General features: G+C 40.2%; 22 protein-coding genes and 1 rRNA gene. 11 read left to right on the top strand and 12 right to left on the bottom strand.

Annotation, left to right across the window (positions count from 1 at the left end; translation table 11 throughout):
* Positions 1-6 precede the first annotated feature (6 nt).
* Both rrf and CKY02_RS26695 read left to right on the top strand, forming a co-directional pair.
* Positions 7-122 (top strand): 5S ribosomal RNA (gene rrf, locus CKY02_RS11450).
* Between the two features lie 319 nt (positions 123-441).
* A complete protein-coding gene (locus CKY02_RS26695) occupies positions 442-843 on the top strand; it encodes a DUF2569 family protein (RefSeq protein WP_112895382.1) in 402 nt (133 codons plus the stop codon).
* Positions 844-911: 68 nt separating this feature from the next.
* Here CKY02_RS26695 and CKY02_RS11440 read toward each other — a convergent pair whose 3' ends face one another.
* On the bottom strand, positions 912-1,436 hold the full coding sequence (locus CKY02_RS11440; protein WP_112895381.1) for a SprT family zinc-dependent metalloprotease: 525 nt from the start codon (positions 1,434-1,436) through the stop codon (positions 912-914).
* A 275-nt stretch (positions 1,437-1,711) separates the two neighbouring features.
* Positions 1,712-2,884 carry a methionine adenosyltransferase gene (gene metK / locus CKY02_RS11435; RefSeq protein WP_011147846.1) on the bottom strand — a complete coding sequence of 391 codons (1,173 nt, stop codon included), beginning with the start codon at positions 2,882-2,884 and terminating at the stop codon, positions 1,712-1,714.
* A gap of 632 nt (positions 2,885-3,516) precedes the next feature.
* Between metK and speA the strand changes: the two genes are divergently transcribed.
* Together speA and speB are read left to right on the top strand one after the other, a co-directional pair.
* Positions 3,517-5,421, top strand: coding sequence for a biosynthetic arginine decarboxylase (gene speA / locus CKY02_RS11430; RefSeq protein ID WP_112878574.1), 1,905 nt, complete (start codon positions 3,517-3,519; stop codon positions 5,419-5,421).
* 171 nt (positions 5,422-5,592) lie between these two features.
* Positions 5,593-6,516: an agmatinase gene (gene speB, locus CKY02_RS11425; protein ID WP_112878573.1), complete on the top strand. Its 924-nt coding sequence runs from the start codon at positions 5,593-5,595 to the stop codon at positions 6,514-6,516.
* Positions 6,517-6,747: 231 nt separating this feature from the next.
* Here the strand turns inward: speB and CKY02_RS11420 are convergent, their stop codons facing one another.
* The 9 genes from CKY02_RS11420 to leuA all read right to left on the bottom strand — a co-directional run bounded on the left by CKY02_RS11420 (position 6,748) and on the right by leuA (position 16,899).
* Positions 6,748-7,515 carry an AraC family transcriptional regulator gene (locus CKY02_RS11420; RefSeq protein WP_112895380.1) on the bottom strand — a complete coding sequence of 256 codons (768 nt, stop codon included), beginning with the start codon at positions 7,513-7,515 and terminating at the stop codon, positions 6,748-6,750.
* A gap of 30 nt (positions 7,516-7,545) precedes the next feature.
* A complete protein-coding gene (locus tag CKY02_RS11415; RefSeq protein ID WP_275658214.1) occupies positions 7,546-7,866 on the bottom strand; it encodes a phosphopantetheine-binding protein in 321 nt (106 codons plus the stop codon).
* 157 nt (positions 7,867-8,023) lie between these two features.
* Positions 8,024-8,737, bottom strand: a complete 714-nt coding sequence (locus tag CKY02_RS11410; protein ID WP_112895378.1) for a TerC family protein — start codon at positions 8,735-8,737, stop codon at positions 8,024-8,026.
* Between the two features lie 92 nt (positions 8,738-8,829).
* The gene (gene mutH / locus CKY02_RS11405; RefSeq protein ID WP_112895377.1) at positions 8,830-9,516 is read right to left on the bottom strand and encodes a DNA mismatch repair endonuclease MutH; all 687 of its coding nucleotides are present in this window, start codon (positions 9,514-9,516) and stop codon (positions 8,830-8,832) included.
* A gap of 584 nt (positions 9,517-10,100) precedes the next feature.
* The gene (sgrR, locus tag CKY02_RS11400) at positions 10,101-11,762 is read right to left on the bottom strand and encodes an HTH-type transcriptional regulator SgrR (protein ID WP_112895376.1); all 1,662 of its coding nucleotides are present in this window, start codon (positions 11,760-11,762) and stop codon (positions 10,101-10,103) included.
* A 455-nt stretch (positions 11,763-12,217) separates the two neighbouring features.
* Positions 12,218-12,823, bottom strand: a complete 606-nt coding sequence (gene leuD / locus CKY02_RS11395) for a 3-isopropylmalate dehydratase small subunit (RefSeq protein WP_112895375.1) — start codon at positions 12,821-12,823, stop codon at positions 12,218-12,220.
* An 8-nt stretch (positions 12,824-12,831) separates the two neighbouring features.
* Positions 12,832-14,241: a 3-isopropylmalate dehydratase large subunit gene (leuC, locus tag CKY02_RS11390; RefSeq protein WP_112895374.1), complete on the bottom strand. Its 1,410-nt coding sequence runs from the start codon at positions 14,239-14,241 to the stop codon at positions 12,832-12,834.
* 1 nt (position 14,242) lies between these two features.
* Positions 14,243-15,334: a 3-isopropylmalate dehydrogenase gene (gene leuB, locus CKY02_RS11385; RefSeq protein ID WP_112895373.1), complete on the bottom strand. Its 1,092-nt coding sequence runs from the start codon at positions 15,332-15,334 to the stop codon at positions 14,243-14,245.
* Between the two features lie 2 nt (positions 15,335-15,336).
* Positions 15,337-16,899: a 2-isopropylmalate synthase gene (gene leuA / locus CKY02_RS11380; RefSeq protein ID WP_112895372.1), complete on the bottom strand. Its 1,563-nt coding sequence runs from the start codon at positions 16,897-16,899 to the stop codon at positions 15,337-15,339.
* 957 nt (positions 16,900-17,856) lie between these two features.
* Here leuA and leuO point away from each other — a divergent pair.
* From leuO to CKY02_RS11360, 3 genes are all read left to right on the top strand, one after another.
* A complete protein-coding gene (gene leuO / locus CKY02_RS11370; protein WP_112895371.1) occupies positions 17,857-18,801 on the top strand; it encodes a transcriptional regulator LeuO in 945 nt (314 codons plus the stop codon).
* A gap of 237 nt (positions 18,802-19,038) precedes the next feature.
* The gene (locus tag CKY02_RS11365; protein ID WP_193493119.1) at positions 19,039-20,838 is read left to right on the top strand and encodes an AMP-dependent synthetase/ligase; all 1,800 of its coding nucleotides are present in this window, start codon (positions 19,039-19,041) and stop codon (positions 20,836-20,838) included.
* 541 nt (positions 20,839-21,379) lie between these two features.
* Complete coding sequence (locus tag CKY02_RS11360) at positions 21,380-21,946, top strand: RBBP9/YdeN family alpha/beta hydrolase (protein WP_112895369.1); 567 nt, start codon at positions 21,380-21,382, stop codon at positions 21,944-21,946.
* Between the two features lie 1,020 nt (positions 21,947-22,966).
* On the opposite strand, the gene CKY02_RS26285 is transcribed toward CKY02_RS11360, so the two are convergent.
* A complete protein-coding gene (locus CKY02_RS26285) occupies positions 22,967-23,098 on the bottom strand; it encodes a hypothetical protein (protein ID WP_275658213.1) in 132 nt (43 codons plus the stop codon).
* Between CKY02_RS26285 and CKY02_RS11355 the strand changes: the two genes are divergently transcribed.
* The 4 genes from CKY02_RS11355 to CKY02_RS24560 all read left to right on the top strand — a co-directional run bounded on the left by CKY02_RS11355 (position 23,097) and on the right by CKY02_RS24560 (position 25,714).
* Positions 23,097-24,113: a hypothetical protein gene (locus tag CKY02_RS11355; protein WP_240002045.1), complete on the top strand. Its 1,017-nt coding sequence runs from the start codon at positions 23,097-23,099 to the stop codon at positions 24,111-24,113. The two genes, CKY02_RS26285 and CKY02_RS11355, sit on opposite strands and share 2 nt — an antisense overlap.
* A gap of 186 nt (positions 24,114-24,299) precedes the next feature.
* Positions 24,300-24,839 (top strand): radical SAM protein, encoded by a 540-nt coding sequence (locus tag CKY02_RS11350; protein WP_238399245.1) that lies wholly within the window; start codon positions 24,300-24,302, stop codon positions 24,837-24,839.
* Entirely contained in the window at positions 24,832-25,503 is a 672-nt protein-coding gene (locus tag CKY02_RS11345; RefSeq protein WP_110090836.1) for a dTMP kinase, read from the top strand. The genes CKY02_RS11350 and CKY02_RS11345 overlap by 8 nt, the downstream gene beginning before the upstream one ends.
* A gap of 49 nt (positions 25,504-25,552) precedes the next feature.
* A complete protein-coding gene (locus tag CKY02_RS24560) occupies positions 25,553-25,714 on the top strand; it encodes a hypothetical protein (RefSeq protein ID WP_162120827.1) in 162 nt (53 codons plus the stop codon).
* The last annotated feature ends 50 nt before the right edge of the window (positions 25,715-25,764 follow it).

Below are 25,764 nucleotides of genomic sequence, written 5' to 3'. Positions count from 1 at the left end.
AATATGCCTGGCGGCGATAGCGCGGCGGTCCCACCTGACCCCATGCCGAACTCAGCAGTGAAACGCCGTAGCGCCGATGGTAGTGTGGGGTCTCCCCATGTGAGAGTAGGGAACTGCCAGGCTTTAAATACAGTAGAAACCCTCAGCGAGAGCTGGGGGTTTTTGCGTATCAGGGTCTGTATCATTTTATTTTTCCATATGAAAGGTTAAATCTATGGTCACCCTCGTTGTTGCAACACGCATTTTGATGAATTTTGGGCTTGCTTAAATCTATCCGGCGTCACTATAGGCAAGGATGCCCGCGCCTGATGTTCCTAAAAAACCACTCGGCTTTAATAAGCCATCTTAACCTTTAGGTTTCTCATCAGGCCGATAGGCCGTTCATGTCATCAATTATCAGTTTTCGCAAAACCAGTGGGGTAACGTTTAAATTTATTCATAATGACGCAGGATCAGGCGTCAAATACCGTGTGCTGTGTTGTGATTAGGGGGCACGTCAAGCGGCTTTGCCCGGTATCCAACTGTCAGACAGGAGGAGATGCTGAGGTTAAGGCAAAACCATTTGTCATTGATAAAAGGGATGTGCACCTTATTTTTGGAGTTGCACTTTATACATCTGTTCTTTTCTTTAGAAAAAAGAAAAGAATACCTTTATTTTATATTATCCTTTTGGTTTTTACTTCATTATTTTTAATAACCGATTTAGCATTGGCTCATTATATATATGAAATAAAACTGGATTATAATTATCTTTTCTTGCTTTTTAGAACTGTGTTTTATACATGTATATGGATACTTTATTTTATTATATATATTCGAGTTAAAAGAACATTTATAAAGTAATGATTAAAATTAAACTATTTTGCAAACAATATTCAGCAAGAAACAAGAGTAGGTGAATCTACCAATCTTTATAAATTAGGGTTGAAAGAGTCAATTGATTTAACAATAAGCTTTTCTCCGCATTTTTGACAGATATAATGACTTTCTCCTCGCAGAATTTTATTATGGCGTCGTAGGGTTAGTTCATGTTGTTGGCAACTACAGTAATAAGTAAAAGTTTGACTACGTACTGAGTCGATTTTAAATTTGTGTGTACGGTTAGCTGGAACGTTCAGTACTTTTTCCATCATCCAACGCCACTGTTTTCCATGTGGAGGCACTTTCCCAAAGTAGCGATAAACCAATAGATGAGCTAATTCGTGAGGCACAACTTCATCAATAAAAGTTTGTTGATTTTCAATCAATAATACTGGATTAAGGCGGATTTCCCAATTTTTTATATAGGCACTGCCCGCAGTAGTTCCCCTCTGGCGGTAGTTTATTGTAGGTTCAGGAAAATCACGGTTGAGATATAAGTTTGCTTGTTGCAGTTTTTGCTGCAAAATATTCATAATGGCTTGTTGTAGAGAAATTGGAACGTTAACTAATTTCATGTATTGAAAGTAAATAGGCAAGGATCAGTGAATTTTATTAGAAATCCTGAAACAAGCTGATAATAATATTGTTAGGGATTCTTCAATTGTCAGCTAATGCTAAAAAAGCCGAGTTCAGTTATCTAAACCGGGCTTTTTGTTTTTATACCCGTCATCTTTCAAGTTGCCTCTTTGTTGGCTGCGCTCGCTCACCCCGGTCACATAGTTACCTATGCTCCCGGGGATTCACTCCCTTGCCGTCGCGAGCCATCTTGAAATCTATAGGGTATATATTTTTACATATTCATCGCTGATAGCTTTAGGCCCGCAGCATCACGCAGTGCTTCTGCTTTATCAGTGGCTTCCCACGGGAACTGTGGACGACCAAAATGACCATAAGCGGCAGTATCACGATAGATTGGGTGCAATAGATCCAGCATCTGAATCAAACCATGAGGACGTAAATCAAAGAATTCACGTACCAGTAGAGTTAAAGTTGCTGTTGAAACTTTTTCAGTGCCGAATGTTTCCACCATGATGGAAGTGGGTTCTGCAACGCCGATAGCGTAAGAAACTTGAATTTCGCAACGATCAGCCAGACCCGCCGCGACAATATTTTTTGCCACATAGCGTGCAGCATAAGCCGCTGAACGGTCGACTTTGGATGGATCTTTACCGGAGAATGCTCCGCCACCATGACGTGCCATGCCACCGTAAGTATCTACGATGATTTTACGACCAGTCAGACCACAGTCACCCATTGGGCCACCAATGACAAAACGACCGGTTGGATTAATGAAATATTTGGTTGTTGGATTTAACCATTCAGCAGGCAGTACCGGCTTGATGATCTCTTCCATGACCGCTTCTTGCAGATCTTTCTGACTAATATTTTCAGCATGCTGTGTGGAAAGTACAACCGCGTCAACGCCGACAATTTTGTCGTTATTGTATTGGAAAGTGACTTGGCTTTTAGCATCGGGGCGTAACCACGGCAGTACACCATTTTTCCGAACTTCAGCTTGACGCTGAACCAGACGGTGTGCGTAGGTGATAGGCGCAGGCATGAGTACATCAGTTTCGTTGGTTGCATAACCAAACATTAGCCCTTGGTCACCAGCACCTTGTTGCAGGGGATCTTCACGGTCAACACCTTGGTTAATATCCGGTGATTGTTTACCAATGGCACTTAATACTGCACATGAGTTTGCATCAAAACCCATTTCAGAATTAACATAACCAATCTCTCGAACTGTTTGTCGCGTAATTTCTTCAATATCAACCCAAGCGCTGGTAGTAATTTCACCACCAACCATGACCATGCCGGTTTTAACATAGGTTTCGCAGGCAACTCGTGCTTTTGGATCTTGTTCTAGAATAGCATCAAGAACGGCATCAGATATTTGGTCTGCAATTTTATCAGGATGCCCTTCGGAAACAGATTCGGAAGTGAAAAGGTATGTGGTCATTATATAACGTTACCTTAAAATATAATTTCAGTTTGGAAATGGATGGATTAACATCTAGATGGCTATTTTAGGGTAATTCTTATCCATGTGCTAGATTTTTTTAGTTCAGCGAGTAATTTTCATCGGGTGAATGAATAATTTCTTGGTTTATATGTCAGTTTTGTTCAATTTCATTTTGCAATTTTATGTGATTGCGAGTATAAACTGCGGCCGTAGTTGAACTATTTTTGCTACAGACTCGCAGAAAGCTAACTAGCTTCTGTTTCTCAATCGAGAAAATGGCTCCTTAGATATGAGTCATGTGTGGGAGTGAATGGGGTAATGAACCATTATCTGCTGATTGCCAATGGCCAACAGCCACACTTGTCGTCGGATGTATCCGCGTCTTTTTCCTTTCTTTTCAATATGTCTTTAATTCGATGTTATCTGTTGTCAGCAAACAGGCCGGATATGTCGGACAGTCGTATTGTCACTCGGTAATTTTGTCGTTGTTTAGTAGTAACTAAACGCTTTTTACAACCTGAGAGCATGCTATTCCCTGATATTTCTCAACACGCGAGATTATGGTGTTTTGGGTTATTTATTAATTACAGGCGAAGGCGAAAAACTCTAACTCCCTTAAGGAGACTGCCATGAATGATAATATCGCTCGTAAAATGCAACAGACTTACAATATTGCATATTGGGGAGGGAGTTACTACTACGTCAATGATCTTGGCAATGTTAGTGTGTGTCCAAATCCTGATTTGCCGGGGGCAAAAATTGATCTTGCGGAATTGGTGAAAAAAGTTCAGCAGGAGCAGAAACATTTGCGTTTGCCAGCGCTATTTTGTTTCCCTCAAATCCTGCAACATCGTTTGCGTTCAATCAATGCCGCATTTAAACGTGCCAGAGAGTTATATGGTTATAAAGGCGATTACTTTTTAGTTTATCCCATTAAAGTTAACCAACAACGCCGCGTTATTGAATCACTGGCCAGTTCCGGTGAACCTTTAGGGCTTGAGGCTGGCTCTAAAGCGGAATTAATGGCAGTGCTGGCCCATGCGGGTATGACTCGTACCGTCATCGTGTGTAATGGATATAAAGATCGTGAATATATTCGTCTGGCGCTAATAGGTGAGAAGTTAGGTCACAAGGTTTATTTGGTGATCGAAAAGATGTCTGAGATTGCCCAGGTATTGGAAGAAGCTGAACGATTGAATGTGATCCCGCGTTTGGGAGTCCGTGCACGTTTGGCATCTCAGGGTTCAGGTAAATGGCAAGCCAGTGGCGGTGAAAAATCGAAGTTTGGGCTGGCGGCAACTCAGGTATTGCAATTGGTTGAGATTTTGCGCGCAGTGGATCGACTTGATAGTCTGCAATTGTTGCATTTTCACCTTGGCTCACAGTTGGCGAATATCCGTGATATTGCAACAGGTGTCCGTGAGTCAGCGCGTTTTTATGTCGAGTTACATAAACTCGGGGTAAATATTCAATGTTTTGATGTTGGTGGTGGACTGGGAGTCGATTATGAAGGGACCCGCTCTCAATCTGATTGTTCTGTGAACTATGGGTTGAATGAATATGCCAACAATGTCATCTGGGGTATTGGTGATGCTTGTGATGAACATGGTTTACCCCATCCGACGGTTATCACGGAATCCGGTCGTGCCCTGACTGCTCACCATACTGTCTTGGTCTCTAATGTTATCGGGGTTGAGCGTAATGAATTTACGCAGACGACACCACCGGCAGAAGATGCTTCCCGCCCGCTCACCAGTTTGTGGGAAACATGGCAGGAGATGCATTCAGAAGGAAATAGACGCTCTTTACGTGAATCGCTGCATGATGGTCAGCTCGATCTGCATGATGTTCATACACAATATGCTCATGGCATGCTGGATTTGACAGAGCGGGCGTGGGCGGAAGAGTTATATCTGAATATCTGTCGCCGTATTCAACAGGATCTTGATCCAAGCAACCGTGCTCACCGGCCAATTATTGATGAGTTGCAAGAGCGTATGGCAGACAAATTCTATGTGAATTTCTCACTGTTCCAGTCTCTGCCTGATGCATGGGGTATCGATCAGTTATTTCCTGTGTTACCCATTGAGGGACTGGATAAGCCGTTGGATCGCCGTGCGGTATTGTTGGATATCACCTGTGACTCCGATGGTATTGTTGATCATTATGTGGATGGTGATGGTGTAGCCGCGACCATGCCGATGCCCGCTTATGATCCTGATTGCCCGCCAATGATTGGTTTCTTTATGGTGGGAGCATATCAGGAAATTCTTGGCAATATGCATAACCTGTTTGGCGATACAGCGGCTATTGATGTTTATGTATTCGATAATGGCGAAGTGACCTATAACCAAAGTGAAGAGGGGGATTCAGTCGCGGATATGCTGCAATATGTGAAACTGGACCCTAATGTACTGATGGCTCGCTTCCGTGATCAAGTAAAAGGCACGGATTTGGATACAGGCTTGCAAGAGCAATTTTTACTGGAATTTGAAAGTGGTCTTTATGGCTACACATATCTGGAAGATGAATAATCTTCTGGTGTTAATTAAGCCTCCTGTATACAGATAACGTTATTTAATATAAACCAGATGCGGAGATGCAGAGAAATAGGGTTATCTCAGAAATACCCCATTTCGTCATGGCATGGGTATCCTGGAATTAAATAGTTTTGTTCTGTCGGGAAACTTTTGAGGATATATCTCATGACAATAAGTACCTTGGGCAACCAACAAGATGACTCTCTGGTTTCTAATGCCTTCGGTTTCCTGCGCTTTCCGCTGAATTTCCAGCCATATTCCAGCGATGCAGAGTGGGTAATTACTGGCGTACCATTTGACATAGCAACATCAGGTCGTGCAGGTAGTCGCCACGGGCCTGCGGCCATTCGTCAGGCTTCTACTAACTTGGCATGGGAAAGCCGCCGTTGGCCGTGGGATTTTAAGCTACGCAATTGTCTTAAAGTTGTAGATTGCGGTGATGTGGTCTTCAACTTTGGTGATGCTCAGGATATGAGTGATAAATTACAAGCTCATGCTGAAAAAGTGCTGGCTTCCGGTAAGCGTATGCTCTCTTTTGGTGGTGACCACTTTATTACTTTGCCTTTGTTGCGCGCTCATGCCAAACATTTCGGTAAAATGGCTCTGGTTCATTTTGATGCTCATGCTGACACCTATCCAAACGGTAGCCAATTTGATCACGGTACCATGTTCTATCACGCACCAAATGAAGGGTTGATCGATCCGCATCATTCAGTACAAATTGGTATTCGTACTGAACATGGACGGGACGACGGTTTTACGGTGCTGGATGCTGATCAGGTTAATGACCGTAGTGTGGATGATTTGCTTGCTCAGATAAAAGAGACGGTTGGTGATATGCCGGTTTACCTGACTTTCGATATCGATTGTCTTGATCCAGCTTTTGCGCCGGGTACGGGTACGCCAGTCATTGGTGGCCTGACAACCGATCGTGCACTGAAATTGCTGCGTGGTTTGCAACCGCTAAATATTGTCGGTATGGATGTGGTAGAAGTTGCTCCAGCTTATGATCAGTCTGAAATTACGGCTCTGGCAGGTGCGACTATTGCACTGGAGATGCTTTATTTACAGGCATCTAAGAAGCGCTAAAGAGCACGTAGTCTTAATATAGTCTTAGGGGATAGTGAAATAAGCTCGTACTGAGTTGTGGCGCTATCCCTTGAAACTCGGCTGTTATTTGGATTGATGTAACCTTTATATGCTTTATCTGGAGGCTCTTTGTCATTTTTTACATGCGAGCATCAATTAACCGGATGCCATATTGAGAGAAAATACTATTGGATGAAATCAGTGTCAGTCCTTCCATCTGAGATTAAACAATTAGCCGCGCATTGCCATATATGCCCGTGGAGGGCTGCCTACCATATTTTTAAAAAAGGTGGCGAAAGCGCTATCGCTGGAAAAAGCCAGTTGGCTGGCGACGTCAGATTGGCCGTATCCCTCTGCTAGTAGCTCAATTGCTTTGATTAGCCGCCATTGTTGCCGCCACTGTTGATAGTTCAGCCCAGTTTCACGCCGGAAGATGCGGCTAATGGTTTTTTCCGATGCGCCGATATAACTAGCCAGCTCGTACAGCGGCGGTACTGTGACCATATCGGCTAAATTTCTCAGGCGGCGGTCACTGGGTAGGGGCAGCAGGGTTAATTCGCGTGGTGCCAGTTGTATCTCATCCAGGCATACCGCTAGAATATTAGCGGTAGCACCGTGCTGCCAGTTGGTGTCGAACTCAGCGATGGCAATGCGCTCCAGCACTTCGCGTAGCAAAGGTGAAGCCGTCAGGACTTCTAAGCATTCAGGCAGACTAGGGTAATGGGAGCGATCGAGATACACCGAGCGATAGCCTACCACACCGCTGACTTGCACCCGATGCTCTACCCGCGGTGGAATCCAAGCGATACGACCCGGTGGGAGCATGCAGATGCTCTCATTGAGCATAATGCGCATGCAGCCTTGCTGACTAAACAGTAGTTGCCCCATCCTATGCCAGTATGGGCCAGAGTCATGCTGAGCCAATTCGGCTGCGATGCCCAATACGCTATTGTTGAACGAATCTGGATCAAAGGCATCTTGAGCGTTAAGCCATGTCATCAGAAGGTGAAAACGAACGCGCTTGAGTATTTAAACGTTGGTTGGTGCTAAATAGCCGCGAATTTCCACGGCGAGCGGGAGGGTGTAGCTACAATCATCGGGGTTAAGCGCACTCAGGTACCACGGCAGGTTCTGTTGCGGACTCAGCGATGTGCGTCGTTCCTCTGCAATTGCAATGGCGTGTTCTGTCGCGACGGCCTTGTTCTCAATATATTCAGCCAGTTTACGAATTGTATTGTGCTGGAAAATATCGGCGATATTCAGGCGGCAACAGAGATCACGTGCGGTGAGGGCCACAATTTTACTTATCGTCAGCGAGTGAGCGCCAAGATTGTCAGTGGTAGCGAAGATAAGAAAACAAATGAGGTTAGCTAAGTATAAAAAATGCCGAAATAACCGGCAATTTTTTGCTGCATAGAATTGAGATGCCGCAGTACTGAACTGGGCATCTTTAGCATATTTTTTAAATCAAAGAAGGATATTTTTTAGCGTTATTGTAGCGCTACTTTTAATTTCTTTTCTTTTTCCCACGCATGAGATTCAGTGTTTCTACTGCCATTGAGAAGAACATAGCAAAATAGATGTAACCTTTAGGTATATGCACTTGTACGCTTTCCAGAATAAGGGTAAAGCCTACAAGGATTAAGAACGACAGCGCCAGCATTTTGACGGAAGGGTGACGGTCAACGAATTCGCCGATAGGACGAGCGGCGAGCATCATGACACAGACGGCTATGATAACGGCTGCCATCATAATGAATAGGTGATCGGACAGGCCAACAGCGGTGATGACTGAATCCAGGCTGAAAATAATGTCCAGCAACATAATCTGGATGATGGCCCCCAGGAAGGAGTGAACAGGACGTTTTAGCTCCCCTTCATTGTCACCTTCGATCGCTTCGTGGATTTCTTTGCTGGCTTTCCAGATCAGGAATAGACCGCCAAAGAATAGGATTAAGTCACGGGCAGAAATGTCATGTTCAAAAACTGTCAATATCGGGTAGGTTAGTTGAATAACCCAGGCAATAGATGCTAACAGCGCTAAGCGCATTAGCATTGCTCCCATTAGTCCGATCTTACGTGCTTTATTTTGTTGATGGTTAGGGAGTTTTGCCACAACAAGTGACAAAAAGATAATGTTATCAATCCCTAAAACGATTTCTAGAATTGTCAGGGTGGCAAGTGCCATCCAGGCGTGGGGATCAACAATCCATTCTAACATTGCTTATTAAAACCTTAAGGTAAAAATCTAATTATACGCCTGATTAGATGTAAGGTAAGTATGTCGATGTAAAAATCAGTCAGAGCTCAACGTTAAATCAAAAAATGACGGGCCAGTAGAGGAGCAGTGAAATTTTTCCTTAGATAGAACCCGCGAGGCAGAGTCATAATAGGCTGGCCGTGTACGCCGATTGCTTCGGTTAATGCTTTGCTGTTAGCCGCTTTTGGGCGCAACTGTAATACTTCGCCATGACGGGCGGTAATGCTCTCTACTTTGCCAAGCACGATGAAATCCATCAATTCTTCCCAGTCGCGACGTAATAATTCTTCTTCTTCTTGATTGGGACTCCATAATAAAGGAGAGCCAACCCTGCGTTTGGCTAGAGGGATTTCCCGTTCACCTTCAACAGGTATCCACAGCACTCGCGATAATTTGCGTCTAACATGACAGCTTCCCCAGGTAATACCACTGTTCCCTGTTAATGGTGCAACGCAGACAAATGTTGTTTCTAATGGATAACCTCTTCTGTCTACTGGGATGGTTTTAAGCTCAATACCGATATGTTCGAAATCTTGCTCTGGCTTGCTGCCGGCACTTGCACCCAGATAATATTCTAGCAACATGCCTACCCAGCCTTTATCTCGTTTCAGATTGGGTGGGATAGGTAAATTTGCTTTTGCCGCGAGTTCTCCCATTGATAAGCCAGCCAGAAGTTGGGCGCATTCAAGCAACTGTTGCTCGTTGTCTGGTGGAGGTGGGGGGGAAAACAGTATGTTCATTTGAGATATCCATTTCTTAGGTCAAAAAACAGCCTTGGTTTCTGTGAATAATAAATCTGAGGTTCATACAATAGCTAAAAAGTGATAATAGCATGATATACAAACATTTTTTATTGCTGTTTCAAATATTGTAAAATTGACTGCGGTTCTTGTTCACCTATTGCTGGTAATAATGAACAGGATCTTACACCATGTTATCCACAGTTTTATGGGATAAGTAGACAAAAATGAGATCACTGGTTTGATTTACAGGTTTGACTAACACTTTTTTCTACAAAAACCACTGTTTTTTGCTTAACTAAAAAGCATAACCTGTGGATAACATAATGTTTGATTGTTTTTTGTTCTCATCAACTAACGTTGTCCATTATAGTTGTGATTGACGCTAGAAATAGCGAGATAAATAGCTGCTATTTCAATGAAAAATAAATACTATTTCATTTTTTGTCTATAGATTGATAATTCATAATATAAAGCTATACCTGAATTACCCCTGCCTTTTTCACATAGATATCCACAGAAAAAGTGAATAAAAGCAAGTTTGCACACCTGTGTATGTTCATAACTCTGGCTTTTTCTGTGAATTACCCTTCATATGGGTTGAACCAGGCAGATTTGAAATCAAACCAACCAAAGGTGTTCATTTTGACTCCCCGCATACTTCTCTGTCCCTGTAACTCAAGCCAGTGGTGGAACAGTGGATGCAACCAATGTTCATCAACTATTTTTTCGCACCACTCTTCAAGCGATAACTCTTGTCGTCGCCATTGTGATACTTCTTTACTTAAGTCATTACCAAGGCACTTTTTCAATAATGGCATCTCGTACAGCGTAGCGAACAGCGAAAATTCCAGAGGATTATAAAAGTTGGCGGTAGCAAGCCAGAGGTCACTTTCGGTGTTACCATTGAACCATGTGTCATAATCCACGATGTTGATTTTCAATTCGACGCCGCACTTGGTCAGTATGGCTTGAAGGATCTGGCTGATTGTGTGGTATTCGTGATGTTGATGACAAAGCGTGACGGTCAGATGGGTAATATCCTCTGGTTTGTTCAATTCGGATATGAGCTTACTGTGATGCCAGCGTAGTAATAAACCATAAGCGGGTGACCAGTGGCGTTGATAAAAGGGGTCACAATGCGCTAGCAGATTGATCGGTGTTAGCAGACTGCATAGCCATTGGCGAACGTCTTCTCTCTTACATTTAGTTGAACGATGGTCGTGTAGTAGGAAATAACAGCCTTCTTCTATCCTGCTATCTAGCGAGTTATTATCCGTGCTGTCACTTTCCAGATGCAGAGTTGTACAAACCAGTTTCTCCGCTAATTCTGGTAGAAACCATATATTCACCTGATCAATCAGTGCCCGAAAGCCAAAGTAATTATCAAAGGCACGAATTTGTAGTTTCTGAGCGCTGTTTTTTATGACCTGGTAAGGGCCGGTTCCCACTGGCATACGAGAGAAGTTCGGTAACTTTTGCCACTCTTGAGGCAAGATCATGGCATGTGGGCTGCCGATTAATAAAGGGAGCCAGAGATCAGGTTCTGAAAGAAAAATATCAATCACATAGGGTGTGGGCGTTGTGATTTTTTCAATATGAGAAAAAAGGGGCAGGTTGCGTAATCTTTGTAGCGAAGCGATGACATCCGCCATCTGTAATTCTCTGCCGTGGTGAAAATGGATGGCCGGCCGTAGATAGAAGCGCCAATGATTTGAGGATAATTGTTGCCAATGATGAGCTAAGTCAGCTTCTGGTTCCCCATTTTCCTCATTTATGCGGGTTAGGCTATTAAATATCTGCCTGACCAGATGAATTTCAGAACGGCGTAAAGGTGAACCGGGTAGAAGATTAGGGAAGGGGCGATAATAGAGTATCCGCAGTAAGTTTTTTCCCTGACGGAAACGGCGCTCAATCTGGGATAGTACCATATGACGGACTGTATCTTTATCACCAACCAGTTGGACTAACTTCTCAACGTTGTGTTGCTCAAGCAACTCTTCAGCTCGTTGTTGTTGAAATTCCCATCCATCACGTAAAAAATTCAGTTGAGAACGTTTCCCTCTCCCGGACTCAGCCTGCCACTGTAACCAGCCAGCTTTCTGCATATTGTTGAGCAGTGAACGGATATGGCGTTTTGAACAATGCAGTACATTTGCCAGTTCTTGTAACGTTGTTTCAGCTTCTTTTCCTTGATGATGTTGCCATAATCGAATGAATTGTTGTTGTAAGCGTGAACTGGGCATAAAAGAGGAACTCCAGAGTATTATTCATCAATTTTTATTTCCTTATATTGCGACGATAATTATCCATATTGAAAGTAGCTCAATAGGCCAGACGAAATCTGGCTTCTCCCCCAATTTTCTTGAGTAATGGTGATTTGCCAGCCAGTAAGAAAGCTTACTGGCTTTTTTTCTTATTGTACATTGTGTACTCTCTACTCCTTTTACATATCAGTTTAAAGCGAGTAATAATCTGGTATTGGAGGCGTTTTGTCCAGCTACTATCGCTATTTCTATCTGTAAATTTATTTTAAATGTGATGGGGAATGGTAGAGTATTAGTTAAAGCCCTTTATATAGCTGAAAATGTGACCGTCTGCATGAGTATTGAGTATAGACGTGGTGGTACTGTTTTTGCCTTTGACACCGATAGAAAAATCCCGTAGTAGAAAACTACGGGATAAATCAATAACGGAAAAATTAACGTAGGAAAACCGGTTGTTCTTGCTCGTAGGTTATTATGGCATCCAGATGTTGTAATGTTAGGCCAATACTATCCAGACCATTCATCATACAGTGGCGCCGGAAACTATCGATTTCAAAATCATAGTCTTTATCGCCAGCATGGACTTTCTGTTGTTCTAGATCGACAGTAAAACGGCAAGCTTTGTTTTGCTGAACCAACTCAAATAGCTCATTGACATCGTCATCGTTCAGTTTTACTGGCAGTAATTGGTTGTTGAAAGCATTACCGTAGAAAATATCCGCAAAACTTGGGGCGATAACAACTTTAAAACCATAATCCGTTAGTGCCCAAGGTGCATGTTCACGGGAGGAACCGCAACCAAAGTTTTCACGAGCCAGAAGGATACTGGCACCCTGATAACAAGGCTGATTTAATACGAATTCAGGATTAGGTTTTTGTCCTGCGTCATCAAGAAAACGCCAGTCATGAAACAGATGCTGACCAAAGCCTGTGCGAGTGACTTTTTGCAAGAATTGTTTGGGAATAATGGCATCAGTATCGACGTTTGCCGCATCTAAAGGAGCAACTAAGCCGGTATGTTGAATAAATTTTTCCATCATTCTCTCCTTTATGACTTCTGTGCTGGATGGCGTATATCGATAAAATGACCATTAATCGCTGCTGCTGCTGCCATCGCTGGACTCACCAAATGGGTGCGTCCACCACGTCCCTGGCGCCCTTCAAAGTTGCGGTTACTGGTAGAAGCACAGCGTTCACCGGGTTGCAGGCGGTCATTATTCATTGCCAGGCACATGGAACATCCGGGTAAACGCCATTCAAAACCGGCTTCTATGAAAATTTTATCTAAACCTTCTGCTTCTGCTTGTGCTTGAACGGGGCCTGATCCGGGAACAACGATCGCCTGAACACCAGGTGCAACTTTATGGCCTTGTGCGATGGTTGCGGCAGCCCGTAAATCTTCAATCCGGGAGTTGGTGCAAGAGCCGATAAAGACTTTATCGATCTTCACATCTGTTAGCTTAATACCGGGTTTCAAATCCATATACGCCAGTGCTTTTTCAGCAGATGCTCGTTCAACAGGATCACTAAAAGATTCCGGCACTGGAATTGTTTGATCAATGGCGATCACTTGCCCAGGGTTTGTTCCCCATGTAACCTGCGGGGAGATCTCTTCTGCATTAATCGTAACAATGGTGTCATATTGTGCATTAGGATCGGATTTCAATGTCTCCCAGTAAGCAACAGCTTGCTTCCATAGCTCTCCCTTCGGTGAGAACTGGCGGCCTTTCATATAAGTAAAAGTGGTTTCATCCGGTGCAACCAAACCTGCTTTAGCACCCATTTCAATTGCCATGTTACATAAAGTCATACGGCCTTCCATGCTAAGTGCTTCAATCGCCTTACCACAGAATTCCACCACATACCCTGTACCACCTGCACTGCCTGTTTTGCCGATGATCGCCAGAACGATATCTTTGGCGGTAATAGCATCACCGACATCCCCCATCACTTCGATTTTCATAGTCTTGGCACGGGCTTGTTTCAGAGTTTGGGTAGCGAGTACATGTTCAACTTCAGAAGTGCCAATACCGAAGGCCAACGAGCCGAATGCTCCGTGCGTGGCAGTGTGGGAATCACCACAAACAATCGTCATGCCTGGTAGGGTTATCCCCTGTTCAGGGCCGATGACATGAACAATCCCCTGATAGGGATGATTGAGGTCATATAATGTGATACCAAATTCGACACAGTTTTTCATCAACTCCTGCATTTGAATACGTGCCATGTCACCACAAGCGTTAATATCTTTTGTTTGCGTGGATACATTATGATCCATTGTTGCGAACGTTTTACCTGGTTGGTGCACTGGGCGGCCTTTAGTACGCAAACCATCAAAAGCTTGCGGGGAGGTTACTTCATGAACCAGATGACGATCAATATAGAGTAACGGGGTTTCATTAGGTACTTCCCGGACAATATGAGCGTCATATAATTTTTGATATAAAGTCTTAGCCATGTTAAACACCCTCGGCTATATAACGGGCGATAATGCCGCCCATTTCATCAGTGCTAATTGCTTTACCGTTTCCGGCTAAATCTGTTGTGCGATAGCCCTGTTCCAGCGCGTAGTTAACCGCTTGTTCAATCGCATTAGCGGCGTCATTATGACCTAAGCTATAGCGCAACAGTAAAGCGGCAGACAGGATCTGGGCTATCGGGTTAGCAATACCTTTTCCGGCAATATCTGGTGCGGAACCACCAGCGGGTTCATACAGGCCAAAACCTTTTTCATTCAGGCTGGCAGAAGGTAACATGCCCATTGAACCGGTAATCATGGCGCACTCATCAGATAAGATATCGCCGAAAATATTAGAGCACAGCATCACATCAAACTGAGATGGATCTTTAATTAACTGCATGGTGGCGTTATCAATATACATGTGATTGATTTCTACATCTGGATACGCTTTTGCAATCTCAGTAACAACTTCTCGCCACAATACGGAACTCTGCAACACATTTGCTTTATCAATAGATGTGACTTTATTACCGCGTTTGCGAGCGGATTCGAAGGCGATGCGGGCAATACGCTCGATTTCAAAACGGTGATAAACCTCAGTATCAAATGCTCGTTCATATTTACCTTGGCCTTCACGTCCTTTGGGTTGACCAAAATAGATACCGCCGGTTAATTCACGGACACATAAAATATCAAAGCCTTTGGCGGCAATATCATGGCGTAAAGGACAAAATACCTCTAATCCAGCATATAAGCGGGCAGGGCGTAAGTTGCTGAATAGTTTGAAATGTTTGCGCAATGGCAACAGTGCGCCACGCTCAGGTTGTTCTGCTGGTGGTAAATGTTCCCATTTAGGCCCTCCCACGGAGCCGAACAATATGGCATCAGCCTGTTCGCAACCTGCTACGGTTTTTGCCGGGAGTGAACAGCCGTGGCGATCGATAGCAATCCCACCCACATCATATTCGCTGGTGGTGATACGGATATTGAAACGCTTACGGATTGCGTCCAATATCTTATAGGCTTGTGCCATAACTTCAGGGCCAATACCATCACCGGGTAAAACTGCAATATGATAATTGTTCGACATGTTTACACCATTTCCTTTGTATTTTGCTGTATACGTTGTTTCTCTTTCTTAACTTGCTCTGTACGCCAAACGCAGTTCAGAGCATGAATCATTGCTTTGGCAGAAGATTCAACAATATCTGTTTCCAATCCCATGCCGTGGAAGCGACGCCCAAAGCATTCGACAACGATATTTACCTGACCCAGTGCATTTTTTCCTTGGCCTTTACCTGATAACTGATAAGAAACCAGTTCAACTGGGTATTCAGTTATTCGACTGATTGCCTGATAGACAGCATCTACCGGTCCATTACCTGTGGCAGCTTCTGATTTCACCTCTTTACCACACACTAAACGTACAGCGGCTGTTGTCATCACATTGGAGCCAGATTGGATATTAAAGTTGTCCAGATGGAAAAATTCGGGTTCTTGTTGTTGCAAATTGATGAACGCTAAGGCTTCCAAATCATAGTCAAATACCTGGCCTTTTTTATCTGCCAGACGTAAAAAGGCTTCGTATAAGCTATCCAGATCGTAATCTTTATCCTGATATCCCATCTCTTCCATACGGTGTTTCACGGCGGCGCGGCCAGAACGGGAAGTCAGGTTCAATTGAATTTCTTTCAGGCCGATGGACTCTGGTGTCATAATTTCGTAAGTTTCACGATTTTTCAGTACCCCGTCTTGATGAATCCCGGATGAGTGGGAAAATGCATTGCTACCAACAATTGCTTTATTCGCGGGGATTGGCATATTGCATAATTGACTGACCAACTGACTGGTGCGGTAAATTTCCTGATGGTTGATATTAGTATAAACGCCTAACATTTGCTGACGGACTTTAATCGCCATAATGACTTCTTCCAGTGAACAGTTACCGGCACGTTCACCCAGACCGTTTATCGTCCCCTCTATCTGACGGGCTCCGGATTGTACTGCTGTGATAGAGTTGGCGACAGACATCCCCAAATCATCGTGGCAATGGACGGATATTATCGCTTTATTAATATTAGGAACGCGTTCGATCAGGTTAGTGATGATGCCGCCAAATTGATATGGCGTGGTGTAACCGACAGTATCTGGGATATTGATCGTTGTTGCGCCTGCTTTGATAGCGTTTTCAACGATCCGACACAGATTATCAATAGGTGTACGGCCCGCATCTTCACAGGAGAATTCGACATCATCAGTGTAACGACGTGCCCGTTTGATTGATTGAGTTGCCATTTCCATGACATTTTCGAATGTTTTTTTCAGCTTGGATTCAATATGTAAATCGGAAGTGGCTAAAAAAACGTGGATCCGAAAAGCGTCTGCGACTTTTAATGCTTCTGCGGCCACGTCAATGTCTTTTTCTACACAACGGGCTAAGGCGCAAACACGGCTATTTTTTATCTGCTTAGCGATCGTCTGTACAGATTCAAAATCACCAGGAGAGGAAACTGGAAAACCGACTTCCATGATATCAACACCCATTTTCTCCAAAGCCAAGGCAATCTGGAGTTTTTCGTTCACACATAAGCTGGCCTGTAATGCTTGTTCTCCATCACGTAACGTGGTGTCGAAGATAATAACTTGCTGGTTCATATGTACGTTCCTCTCATGGTTGTTTTTTGCGCCCAGCAGGTAAAAAAAAACCGCGCTTGGCGCGGGTTCTTGTTAATGTCTGGTTTGGACCAACTCTGTTTTGAATCAACTCTGTTTTCTGTCCACCAGCATACCGCGCATATCAGATACGATGAGTAGTAGGTTTAGTAGACAAATTGAGTGAATCATATCGATCCAACCTTTCAGTAGTATTAATGAGTATTTGTGATTCATATGCTTTTATTGATACGTTATCTTAAAAGTGATGTCAAGAATTCATTTAGGCATATGATTCTTGGTTTTACTTTTCTCATGGTGGTAAATTGAAGTGTTGATCTGTTTATATTTAAAAAGCTTTTATTTTATCCTTTTTTGTTCTGGTTTGACTTTAATGATAAGCTCTGATTTATATAAAAAATAGCGCATTATACTGATTAATTAAAATTAAGTATTTTTTGTGTGATGAGCTGGAAGTCGATTTGTATTTTTCCGAAAAACATCATTTGTCATTGGAAAAATAGATACAAATAGGAAGTTATGTTATATATCTTTGAAAAAATAATTCTATAATATAATAACTCTGATAAAATTGTTTAATAATAATAAGTCAGTAATTTTATTGTGAATTGTGTAATTCTTTGATTTATCATCATATACAAAATATCAGGGTGAATAAATTGTTAACGTAATTGTACTTTTTTGTGAATGAATAATGAGCACTATATTGTCTACTAATTGAAATTATATATTTTTAACATTAATAAGGGGATGCGCTGGTTAGCTATGCGTATTCAGATTTGTACAAGGACGAGTCTTAATTATTTGTTATCGAAATGATTAAGACAATTGATCTCGTTAATAGTTACAGTCATCGTAATATCTGAGTAATAAATGAAGGTATTTCCGATGTTTTGTTATTAGCCGGGATCATCTGCATCAGTTTAGTGGAGTTAAACAATGGCTGAATACACCTCAGTAACTGCAACCAAAAAAGATCCAAATGAAATTCATTTACGTAATGTGGATCTCAATCTGTTGACTGTTTTTGATGCAGTTATGCAAATGCAGAATGTAACACGTGCGGCACAGATATTAGGAATGTCACAACCAGCTGTCAGTAATGCGGTTTCTCGTTTGAAGCTAATGTTCAATGATGAATTATTTGTGCGTTATGGGCGTGGAATACAACCGACGGCAAGAGCTCATCAATTATTTGGTCCAGTCCGTCAGGCATTACAACTGGTATATAACGAGTTACCTGGGGTTGGTTTTGAACCTGATAATAGTGATAGGATTTTTAGTCTTTCAATTTGTAGCCCTCTAGATATTAGACTGGCTGCAAAAATAGTTGAACAGGTGAAACAAAATACACCCAATCTGGGGGTGACGATTAGATCATATCTACATGATAATATTGAACATCAGCTCAGGTATCAGGAAACTGAGTTTGTCATTAGCTATACGCAGCTAGAACGTATGGATTTTCATCATTACCCGTTATTCAATGATGAGTTGGTTTTGGCTGTTTCTAATCATCATCCAAGAATTGAAAATAGTATTAGTGAGCAGCAATTGTATGAGGAACATCATGCCGTTGTATCATTGGATAATATATGTTCATTCAGCGTTCCCTATTATGATGGAGGTGAACGTTTGCGTTCGGTGGTTTATCAGGGGACCGATTTGAATAGCGTGTTGCATATTGTCTCTCAAACCTATTTGGTTGCGATTGCGCCAAAATGGTTAGTTGAGCACTATAACGAACAATTAGCAATAAAAGCGGTTTCATTACCGTGGGATAAAGTAAGTCGTCCGTGTTATTTGATTTGGCATGAATCTACAACGAAAGATAAAGGGCATCAATGGATGAAATCGTTGTTGAGTCAACTTAGTAGCAGATAATTAACTTGAAAACTCACTACTGGATAAGGGTGGTGAGTTTTTTTATTTTATCACAAATTTCTCAACTTTTGATAAATAGACTTTTCCTGTTGTTCAGGAATCGGTAGACTGCAAGGAAATAGCTAACACCTGTAAGCTGAAAAGCGAATAAGTGATGCGAAAAGGTATTATCAGAGAATAAAATTACTGTTTTTTCTCCGATAAGAAAAAAGTTTTTCGAACAGGAAAAAAATTGTGATAACTAAAAATTTACATCCTTATCACTTGATAAACCGGTTGCAACAACAAATCAAACAACACCCAGAGAAAATTGCTTTTCGCCAATGGTCTCCGGCTGAGCAACTCGAACTAAACTGGAATGATATTGGTAAAAAGACCAATGCTATTAGCCGGGCATTGTTGGAGATTGGCATTGATGTGCAAGAAAAAATTGGCCTCTTTGCACATAACAGCATGGCCTGGTCATTGGCAGATATCGCTGTATTACAACTTCGGGCGGTCACTGTCCCTCTGTATGCAACCAGTAGTCAAGAACAGGCTGGTTTCATACTTAATGATGCTGGTGTGCGTATTTTGTTTGTTGGTGGACAGCCGCAGTATGATGTTGCTATTTCTTTGACAGAACGTTGTCCTCAGTTAAGTCACATTATTGTCTTAGATGAATCAGTCGATTTGCGGGATTGTTCATTAGCTCGGCATTTATCTGATTTCATGGCCGATAATAAATTACAACATCAATCTGCGTTGGAAACCCGTATTGCTAACCACAATCTGGATGATCTTTTTACACTTATTTATACGTCTGGTACCACGGGTGAGCCTAAAGGCGTCATGCTTGATTACCGCAATTTAGCCTATCAGTTGTATTCACATGATCATATCTTGACATTAACTGATCAGGACATTTCTTTGAGTTTTCTGCCGTTATCCCATGTCTTTGAACGCGCATGGAGTTTTTATGTCATGCATGTAGGAGCACAAAATGTTTATCTGACCGACACTAATTTTGTTCGTCAAGCGATGGCGGATGTCCGCCCGACAGTGATGTGTGCAGTGCCGAGATTTTACGAAAAAATTTATAGCGCGGTTTTTGAAAAGGTTTCCAAGGCTCCTTGGCATCGAAGAAAACTTTTTAATTGGGCGATTAAATGTGGTGAGCGTCAGTTTTTACGTAATTTGCAAAGTAAAAAAAGCGGCCCTTGGTCAACAGCAATGCATCGACTGGCTGATAAATTGGTGTTGAGTAAATTGCGAAATGTGTTGGGGGGCAGAGTTCGGTTTTTACCTGCTGCTGGCGCACGTCTGGACGAAACGATTATCCTGTTCTTTCTCGCTGTTGGGATAAATATCAAATATGGCTATGGTATGACAGAGACTTGTGCCACGGTTTCCTGTTGGGAAGAGCAAGGTTATATATTTGGTTCTATTGGTAAACCCTTGCCTGGCATTGACGTCCGTATCGGTGGAGAAGATGAGATACAAGTGCGTGGCCCAATTGTGATGAAAGGCTATTTCAATAATCAGCAAGAAACCACCAAGGCATTTACTCAAGACGGTTGGTTGCGTACAGGTGATGCTGGTAAGTTGGATGAAAATGGTAATTTGTTCATTACTGAACGTCTGAAAGATTTGATGAAAACATCGAATGGTAAATATATTGCTCCTCAAATGATTGAAAGCACGCTAGGGCAAGATCGTTTTATTGAGCATGTTGCTGTTATTGCTGATGCCCGTAAATTTGTATCCGCTCTTATCGTGCCTTGTTATGAAGCATTGGAAGAGTATGCAAGGTCAATTAATCTCAAATATCATGACCGGGTTGAATTACTACGCCATAGTCAGATTATCGATATGTTTGAGCAACGCTTGAAAGAGGTGCAGAAAAACTTTGCTCATTTCGATCAGGTAAAGCGTTTCATATTATTGCCAAAACCATTTTCAATGGAAACGGGTGAATTAACTCCAACACTGAAATTGAGGAGGAAAATTATTATGCAGCGTTACTATGAAGAGATTGAATCTATGTATCAAGATTGATTTTCGGGATTTTATACAAAGAGTTAGTGTTACCAGTTATTCAGGGAAAGTATGAGGGATATTGTAGTAATATCCCGCTTTGGGTTTTTTCTGAAGATACCCGGATTTCAAGACTTAAATACTGGAAAAATAAACTTTATTTCAGCCTTAAAATCGCAGATAAATTATATTTTCCAAGATCAATCTTTAGTTATTAAATATTAAATAAACATAGCTTCATGAGATTGGTGCTATTCTTTTAGTTAATTATACGGAATATATTTATTGACAATATCATGCTATTCCTATAATAAATATATCGCTATATTATATAGTAGGTCAGGACATAATTATCTTCTTTTGAAGGAATATACCCTATGGATTTCAAGATGCATCGCGACGGCAAGGGAGTGAATCCCCGGGAGCATAGGTAACTATGTGACTGGGGTGAGCGAATGCAGCCAACAAAGAGGCAACTTGAAAGATAACGGGTATATATGGATAAGATAATTATAAAGTTTGTATAGTAAATAAAATACACTTTGTATAATTAGGTGAATTGATGAATTTCAATAATGTAGTTATTGTTCATGGTCTTTCAGCAACCCCTGATCACCATTGGTTTCCTTGGCTTAAAGATCAGTATGAAAAGTTAAATGTCAATATTATTGTGCCGGAAATGCCTGAATCTCATGCTCCTTTTCCCCATTTATGGCAAGAAAAATTGCAGGAGAGTATTTTCAGTCCTAACGAAAGAACACTTTTTATCGGGCATAGTTTGGGTTGCATTGCTACACTCCGTTATATCTCATCTTTACCTGATAATGTAAATATTGGGGGAGTTGTACTAATTGCAGGATTTCATGAAAAACTATCAACCTTACCTGAATTAAGTACATTTACTGAAGAGGAACTGGATTTTTGCTCACTCAGACAGAAAATAAACCAACGAATAGCAATATTATCGCTTAATGATGAGATTGTATCGCCACAGTTTACATTAAATTTAAGTCAGCAGCTTCGGGCTGAATTATATGGTTTCTCCGATGGTGGGCACTTTTTAGATCGCGACGGCTTTACTGTTTTTCCTCAGCTAGAAAAGATATTAAAAGATAATTCAATGTTGTAAATAAATGTCTTGTTGTTTTGTAGATATGCCAAGTTTACTTATATTCATAACTTGGCTATTTTAATTAATGTGGCTTATGAATAATAAAAAATAAATTTATGATGGATTGAATTAAAATTAAATAATTTAAGTTAAATGGATATATATTTTGCACTATGGAAAATAAAATTCTATTAAGATTTTTCTTGGTGTGATTTTATATTCTGTAAGAGTTGATGATTTATTTCTTAAATTAATTTATTCTTAAGATGTTAATTTTTTAATAATGTATTGCATAGAATTTTATTTAATATTGGAATATGATTTTTATGAATTATTAATATTATTTCATGAGCCGTGTAAATAATTTATCTTATTTTAAATCATCATTTTACTGATTATTATATCGGGTTATTTAATGATGAAAATGAATATTTATATATCCAGGTAAGTATTGAATGTGTGTAGTTAGTCTTCCAAGAAAAATAATGGTTTCTATCGTTTGACGAAGGGTGAGGTCTGCTGACAAAATGGGCACTTCACGTCAACTTTGGCCATCAAAAATTCTTTAATAAATGACAGAATTTTACATGATGATCACTGCATTTAATGCATGACTGAAAGAATAATAACAATAAATTCAAATGATTACGTCAAATTAACTTATTGAAAAGCATACCAAGCTTGGTACAATTTTCATCACAAAAAGTAATAAAAAATGTACAATTTTTCAATAGGTTACATTTTTAGTTGTGATTATACCCACAAATAAGTAACTATTATATAGCTGAAATAATAAAAACTGTTAATATTACAAAACTGAATTAAATTTTAATCCAGTGTATTTGTCAAAACAAACATCTCGGAGGGGAATAAAGTGAATGAGATAACAGCACAAGCATTTAGACCACTAACTGATGATGAAACATTAAATTATGATAATGGTTTAATGAGTTCGTCACCTAATTAATAGAAAAAGGAATAAAGGTATATCATAACCTTTATTCCTTTATTTGTTCTTTCATTTATACCCTATGGATTTCAAGATGCATCGCGGCGGCAAGGGAGTGAATCCCCGGGAGCATAGCAAACTATGTGACCGGGGTGAGCGAGTGCAGCCAACAAAGAGGCAACTTGAAAGATGACGGGTATATAAGATAAAAGGTAAAGCATGGACATAATTAACGTAAAAAAGAAAATAACAGAAATAATAAATAAAAAATTTAATGATACTGATCTGTATACTTGCTACTTGTCAGGCTCAGTCATTGAAGGGTTTTCAACGCCAAAATCTGATTATGATGTCTATGTTATATTGGAAGAAGAACTAGAAAAAGAATGCGAAGAGATATTTATACCATCCGATATCGGAATGTTAGAAGTGACAATAATCTCTTTAAAAGAGATAAAAGAAATCATGAAGATAATCAACAATGGAAGCTTAAACTCCGATTGGTATAAATTGCATTTATCTCATAGGATATTAACAGGGGAATCGATTATAAAATCAAATAATTTTGACATATTAAAAGGAGGAATAAATAAAGCTAAATTATGTGAAATACTTAAGACCAAAGCAAAAAACTTTGGAGAAAAGTGTTTTTCCGATGGGATTGGAAATATTTTAAATAATGACCTAATATCAGCAGCCTTCAACTTTGAACGAACAGTTAATTCAGCAATGGATTATATTTTAGCTTCAAATGAAAACACATCCACATTAATAAAATGGCGCTATCAAAATGCAATGAAGGAGTTTGGAAAAGACCATCCAATAACATCTATATACTTGATGGTTTGTTCAAAATTTAATGTAATCAATGATATTGCAACAATTGATTACATAAATTCAGTTGCAAAAATGTGGCAATTAACTTTAGACTATTGTCAAGGAAAAGATATTTTTAGTTACAATGTATCTTTTACAAAAAAAAGAATAGCTAATACATCCGATATTTCATTATCAGATGAAAATAATAAACCAATAATAAAGAATTTATGGTATAGAGCCCTGTGTAAAGATGGGAAATTAATACTTTTCGCAAAAAAAGCATTATGTGAAATCAATTCAGATGCATATAAGGTTTGGTTAGTAATAGATAATGAAAAAACAGAGTTTGAAGTTGTTTCAGAGTTGGAAAAACTAATACAAATGCTAGTTTTTATATATCGGAATTCGAAAGACTAGGGGCATTAACAAGATAATACATATGAGGAATGCAATGGAAAGAATAAAGATTATACCTTATGGATTTCAAAATTCATCGCGATGGCAAGGGAGTGAATCCCCTTCGCGTTATTTTATCATGCAAAAACACTAGATAAAAATATATATTTCTGCGAAATACATCGTGAAAATGATATTGGTTTTGAAATGCACAAACAATTATTAATTTCTCTAAAACCTTTTTGTGAAAAAAACAACCTTAACAGTCATCTAATATCAATGCCCCCTAGAAATTTAAATAAAATAAAGGGAATCTCTGAATTTGTTGATAGCTGGGCTATTAGTTTAGAAATATTTAATCCTAAATTATTTGATCAGATATGTCCTGGTAAATCACAGGACTACGGGAGAAATAATCTATTAGAAGCATACCTGGCTGCTGTTTCAGAGTTAGGTGAAGGCAATGTTTATGTTGGGTTTGTAGCGGGATTAGAACCTTTAAATGATTTAGTGCAAGGAATGGAATTTTTTTCAAAAAATGGCATAGTTCCAGCGATAGCAGTTTTTCATCCCGATCATGGTTCTGAATATCAAAATCACCCTAGACCTGTTTTTGAAGATATTTATAAAACATATGCTGAGATGCATAAATTATATCAAAAATATGGATTCAAACCATTTATTATCGGTAGTGGTAGAAATTCACTTGATACTGAAGCGTACTACGGGGAAAAAAGAAATGATTAAACGCGGGTTATTTATAGCTTTTGAAGGAAATGATGGTGCAGGTAAATCAACAATTTCACGCGAGATTTATGATATTTTATCTCTAGATTATAATAATATTGTTTTTTTAGATAAAAATTATCCTTTACTACCATCTGGGTATAGTATGTATCACATGGGAAAAATACGAGATATCCTTTGGGATTATGACATTTCAGCTCCATTGGGTGAACTTGGTGACCGGCATTGGATTCTATTGATAGCATCATGGTTTTCTGTTTTAGATAGTTTAATTATTCAACCTTGTTTATTGCAAGGTAAAATTATTATATGTGATAGTTGGTATTATAAATATTTGGCAAGATTCTTACTTAAATCCACGGAATTAGCAGAATTAAGTAAATCGGTTCTATCTATAAACACAAAACCAGATATGGTTATATATCTTGATGTTCCTCCAGACATTGCTGAAAAAAGGAAAAGAATATTAAAACCTAGTGAGTCTGGAAAATTAGAGACAAATGAAAATTATGATTTCATAGAATATCAAAAACATGTTCTTAATCAATACCAGACGTTTTATGATGATACTTGGGAAATTATTGATACTGACACCTTAACTAAAGATGCAGTAATTAAATTAATAGTGGATATTATTCAAGTGGAAATACTGAAAAAAATGTAATTATTGCAGGGCCTATATTTATTTAGGTTATTTTATCTGGAGGAAAATAATGGATAAAGAATTTAGAAAATTAATATTAGCTTCCTCAGGAAATTCTTTTACCTTGTATTTGGAGATGATAATATCATTCACGCTAATCACATATCACTGGAACGGTGGAGCGATATATACCCTATGGATTTCAAGATGCATCGCGACGGCAAGGGAATGAATCCCCGGGAGCATAGATAACGATGTGACCGGGGTGAGTGAGTGCAGCCA

Source organism: Photorhabdus bodei, from assembly GCF_003287735.1.
Taxonomy (GTDB): domain Bacteria; phylum Pseudomonadota; class Gammaproteobacteria; order Enterobacterales; family Enterobacteriaceae; genus Photorhabdus; species Photorhabdus kayaii.
This window is presented reverse-complemented; position numbering and strand designations above follow the sequence as displayed.